Here is a 4,796-nt window from a genome sequence, read left to right on the forward strand (position 1 = left end):
CCTTTTTTATATGGAACTGTTTTGCCCTTGTTCATTACAGGAAGTTCGAAAAGCGCCAATAATGGGCCGCGATCGGATCGGCCATCCAGGCAAGCCCTTCGCTTTCGGTCTGGTGAAGCGGCTGCCATGTCCCATCGTCGCCGAGCTTTAAGTAGATTTCGTGATTTGGCGACTGGTCATGGATGCCAATGAAATCATATACGCCATTCCGGTAAAACGTCGCAGATAATTCGTAATCGATGTTCGGCGATGTCGTCAACGGATTTCCGACGCTGTGGGTGATCAGGATTTCGGTTTTCAGGGGTGTCTCTTCCGATATTTTGGCACTGACGCCTTCACTCGAAGCAACATCCGCTTTACGGAATTTCCGGCGCCAATTATAGGCGATGCTGGTGCCGATATCTTTGTCGAAATCGAACATGCTCTGCTGTTCCACCAGGTTGACGATGGAGTTGGTGAGTGAGCGGTAATGTTTCGAATCGGGATCGAATGTGCGATTATCCCCTTGGAAATAAGGGTTTGGCGACGTTAGGTTGGGATTTTTTAAGACATCATCGGGCAAAAAGGTCAGGTAACGCAGATGCCATTTCAGCTCCGGCGGCTTGCCCTGGCCTTCTCTGAGCAATTGATTGAGCGGGGCGATCTTTTTCGACAGCCAGAATTTTTCTACAGCTGCCTGTTCTTGCGACGAACCCAGGTTCAAGGCCCCGAATATATTGGCGGCGAGCGATTTGATTTTGCGCAATGGGCTTTCGGTCCGTTCGACTGGGCGTCTTGCACGCACCCAATAAACCACTTCACGGTCTTCTGGCACATTCCGGTCGGTGAATTGGGTCTTCGCGATCTTCGCAACTTGCTCGCCGTCGCGGTAGATGTCGTATTCGTCGATGCCGTCGATGGCGCCCCAAGCGAGTGATACCCGATTGTGAGAAACGATGGTAGACAAGACAATCTGTTCCAATTGATTAATGCAGTCAGGGTCGCGTTTTTCGGTGCCGGTCAAAAGTTTCAAGGCTGGCACCCAGCTGCCTTGCGGGGTTTGGCGTTCAATCGTATAACAGAACAATTCGCCGGCGCTCAGGCCTTCATCGTGAAATGATGCCTGCGTACCTGTATAGACGATTTCTCCGTCTTTTTTAATCCGTGAAACTTCATCTGTCGGGGTCCAGCTGAAAGAAATCATGCTATCGGTTTGTTCCAATAATTCAATGTCCCATTCTTTGTTCATGGATGAGCCTCCTTTCGCTTGTGATAAGGTATACCCGATATTTGGAAACAGTGAACATGCTAAAAAAACCGATTTTGTTACACAATTTAAACATTTCAGATATTAAAGGGCGTTATAATAAAGGAAGATAAAAGTATTAGCTTCATTTTCGACTCAAACACAAGTGGGAAAGGGGAGATGGCTGAATGGTGAGGGGAAATCTGGAAAAAATAAGGGATTTCAGTGATTTCGACGAAGCGGCTTCATATATTCTCCAAATTCTCAGCAAGCAAGCAGGCATGAACAGCTTCTATATCGCAAAGCAGGAAAGGGACTCCCAAAAGATCGTCAAGGTGCATAATACGAAGCATCATTTGATCGAAGAAGGGAAAGCTTCCCCGCTGCCATGCATGTTGTCGGCTTTGAGCGTCGAGCACGGGGCGCAGGCATTGATCATAGAACATATCGGAGAGCATGAATTGACGCGTTCTCTAGGAATAACGGATGGATTCGAAGCAGGTTGTTTTATCGGCGTGCCGATTTTTTATGAAGACGGCTCAAGCTATGGCACCGTTTGTGGTCTCGATGATGGCCCATGCGAGCTGCCGGCGGATTTGCCGTTCATTTTTGAAACCCTCGCCACTTTATTGACGTATGTCTTGGAACTGGAACGGGCATATGGGGAAATTGAATCGTTGGCTGAGCCAATGGTTCCCATTGTCGGGAAAGTGGCGATTTTGCCGATCATCGGCGAAGTCAGGGCATTGAGGGCACAGGCGATCATCGACCATGCCATGCACGGTTGTGCAGAAAAAGGCATCGAAGTACTGGTGATCGATGTATCCGGCGTATCGCAGATCAACTCGCAAGTCGGAGAATATTTATTGAAGCTCGTGAAGGTGTTGGGCTTGATCGGCGTCCAGCCGGTCGTGACAGGCATCCAGCCTTTTATGGCGTTGAAAGTCCCCCATTTCGCCGAGGCCTTGAAAGGAACAATGATCGAAGCGAATCTTGAGACAGCGCTCAAGCGGCTCGGGTTCAGCTTCGAAAAAAATTGAAATGCTCTGTTTTGCCGATGCCGCTGATCTTCCGTTCATAAAAAAGGCCATTTCCTGATTTAAAGGAAATGGCCTTTTGTTAATCTTCTTTATCGAAAAAAACATGTTTGAGCTCCCAAGTATCACTGATTTCAAGCAGCCCGAACGAGTATTGCGGTTCACGGCGTTTATCGGTCGGTGAGCCGGGATTGAATAAAGTCAGGCCGTCCGTTTCACGCATGAGCGGCTGATGGGAATGGCCAAAAACAATGATATCGACGTTTTCGCCTTCAAAACTATCTAGAGCCCGCTGTTCGGTCGTTTTGCGTATGCCATCTCCGTGGACAACGCCGATTTTCAAGTCGCCGAATGTGAAAATCTTTTTCCGCCCGAAACGGTCTACGATGTCCCAAGGGTCGACATTGCCTGCCACGCCATCCGTTTCAGCATAAGCTGATAATTCATGGTAGACATCGAGTATCTGCCAGTCGCCCGCATGGATGATGAAGTCGGCTCCATCACAGGCGTCGACAAGCGGTTGAGGGAGTTTTTTTCCGCGGTTCGGAATATGCGTATCAGATACGATGACTATTTTCTTCATCAAATCGCCTCCAGGATCATTTTGTTTCACTTTACCAAACTCTTGGGCTTACGTCTAAAAGCCCCAGAGGTTAATGCGGTTGAAAAAGGGGAAGACAAGTTAGAAAGAACAAGTTGGAGGGATTGTTATGGGCATTGATATGAAAAAATTCATTGCATCAGGCGCGGCACTCGGCGCAGGATTGGTCTTGTTAAAGGCTTATAATGGCAAAAAGCGCAATGTTTGGGTATATGAAGACAGTGATATGCACAATAGCTACGAAATCGACCATGAGGAAAGCGTTAACGCTCCTTATGACCATGCAGAACAAGGATTAACCCAATTGGATTCGGCCTACCGTTCGGAATGGCAGGCAAATGCATTCCCGCAAACAAAAAAACAATTGGAAGAACTCGACTCCTGATTGGGCGAATGGCGAAGAAAGCGGCAGCAAACAACCGCTGAAGGAGGCAATTGCGATGGCTGAACGGAAAGTCATTTGTTATATCGCGCAAAGTTTGGACGGTTATATTGCTGATCCCGAAGAGACGTTGGACTGGCTATTGGATGTGGAAATGGATGGAGATGCGGGGTATGGGCAATTCATCGGCACAGTCGATACCATTCTGCTCGGCAGGCGCACCTATGAATGGGTAGTCTCGCATGAGAGCGGAGAATTTCCTTACGTCGATCAGCGTTCCTATGTATTCACCAGCCATCCGAAAGAAGACGAAGGCCAGATCACCTTCACATCGGAAGACCCAGCCAGTGTCGTAAAAAAGTTGAAGCAGCAACCCGGCGGAACCATCTGGCCGGTCGGCGGCAGCTTGTTGCTGGAGAGCCTGTTGCAAGAAGACTTGGTTGATGAATTCATCATTTCCATTGCGCCAGTAACACTTGGGGACGGCATCCCCTTATTTCAAAAAGCACAGCGTCAACTCGATTTCACTTTGGAAGATGTGGGACAAGATGGCCAAATTGCACAATTGCATTACACGAGACGAAGAAAGTGAATTCATGAGATTTTGAAAAAAGCGGGCAAATTGCTCGCTTTTTTTAATTCTCTGAGAATAAGAGCAGGACTTTCTAGGTCTAAAGGAACCGCCAGGCATAGAAAGGCCTATCGAGTTGATAGAAAAATTCGAAAACAAAGTAACTCCGTCATATTGTTTTTTGATATATGTCAAAGATATACTTTAAAAAGGAATCAATTGTCGATTCTTGTCAAAAAGGAAAAGGAGAGGAAGCATGAAAACACTTAAAGTGCTCTTATTCAGTTTAGCAACGATTTTCTTTCTAACATTTTCACATTCAGCAGTTTCCGCCCATGCGCCTGATTTACACGAAGGTGTTTCCGGAAGCGAAGTAACAGCACTTCAAGCGAAGCTTCAAAAACTCGGCTATTTCCATCTCGCACCGACCGGGTATTATGGCTCGATTACAAAAGATGCCGTGGTCCAGTTTCAACGCGATTTCGGAGTGAAAGCGACCGGCTTTACCGGGCCGATGACACGCGAAAAGATGAAGCAAGTTGATATGATGGCACGCACCGTCCACGGTGAAGCCCGCGGTGAAATATTCGAAGGAAAAGTCGCGGTAGCGGCAGTCATTATGAACCGTGTGCAATCCCGCGCGTTCCCGAGCAGTACATATGGCGTCATTTTCCAGCGCAATGCTTTTACAGCAGTGAATGACGGACAATATTGGTTGACGCCAAACGCTTCCGCTTACCGTGCTGTGCGGGAAGCGGCGAAAGGCTGGGATCCATCTTCCGGCGCGACATACTATTACAACCCGGTCACGGCAACTGACCAGTGGATCTTCACCCGTTCGACGATCAAGAAAATCGGCAAGCACGTCTTTGCCAGATAATAAGAAAAGCCTCTGGAAAAATTCCGGAGGCTTTTTCAAGCTGTTTAGAATTTTAGGCAACCGTATTTTCCGAAGCTTATCGCTCGCTTTCCGTGGGCTC

At 47.8% G+C, this 4,796-nt stretch carries 6 protein-coding genes; 4 read left to right on the forward strand and 2 right to left on the reverse strand.

The features are described 5' to 3' along the window. Positions 1 to 34 precede the first annotated feature (34 nt). Positions 35 to 1,228 (reverse strand): hypothetical protein, encoded by a 1,194-nt coding sequence (locus tag ON064_RS17040; RefSeq protein WP_274625706.1) that lies wholly within the window; start codon positions 1,226 to 1,228, stop codon positions 35 to 37. 185 nt (positions 1,229 to 1,413) lie between these two features. On the opposite strand from ON064_RS17040, the gene ON064_RS17045 reads away from it, so the two are divergent. Next, positions 1,414 to 2,265, forward strand: coding sequence for an STAS domain-containing protein (locus tag ON064_RS17045; protein ID WP_274625707.1), 852 nt, complete (start codon positions 1,414 to 1,416; stop codon positions 2,263 to 2,265). A gap of 79 nt (positions 2,266 to 2,344) precedes the next feature. Here the strand turns inward: ON064_RS17045 and ON064_RS17050 are convergent, their stop codons facing one another. After that, entirely contained in the window at positions 2,345 to 2,845 is a 501-nt protein-coding gene (locus tag ON064_RS17050) for a metallophosphoesterase family protein (protein ID WP_058382027.1), read from the reverse strand. Positions 2,846 to 2,972: 127 nt separating this feature from the next. On the opposite strand from ON064_RS17050, the gene ON064_RS17055 reads away from it, so the two are divergent. From ON064_RS17055 to ON064_RS17065, 3 genes are all read left to right on the forward strand, one after another. Further along, a complete protein-coding gene (locus tag ON064_RS17055) occupies positions 2,973 to 3,248 on the forward strand; it encodes a hypothetical protein (protein WP_274625708.1) in 276 nt (91 codons plus the stop codon). A gap of 55 nt (positions 3,249 to 3,303) precedes the next feature. Continuing rightward, positions 3,304 to 3,837, forward strand: coding sequence for a dihydrofolate reductase family protein (locus tag ON064_RS17060; RefSeq protein WP_274625709.1), 534 nt, complete (start codon positions 3,304 to 3,306; stop codon positions 3,835 to 3,837). Between the two features lie 235 nt (positions 3,838 to 4,072). Beyond that, the gene (locus tag ON064_RS17065; RefSeq protein ID WP_274625710.1) at positions 4,073 to 4,696 is read left to right on the forward strand and encodes a cell wall hydrolase; all 624 of its coding nucleotides are present in this window, start codon (positions 4,073 to 4,075) and stop codon (positions 4,694 to 4,696) included. Positions 4,697 to 4,796 lie beyond the last annotated feature (100 nt).

It is taken from the genome of Planococcus sp. A6 (assembly GCF_028823615.1).
Classification (GTDB): domain Bacteria; phylum Bacillota; class Bacilli; order Bacillales_A; family Planococcaceae; genus Planococcus.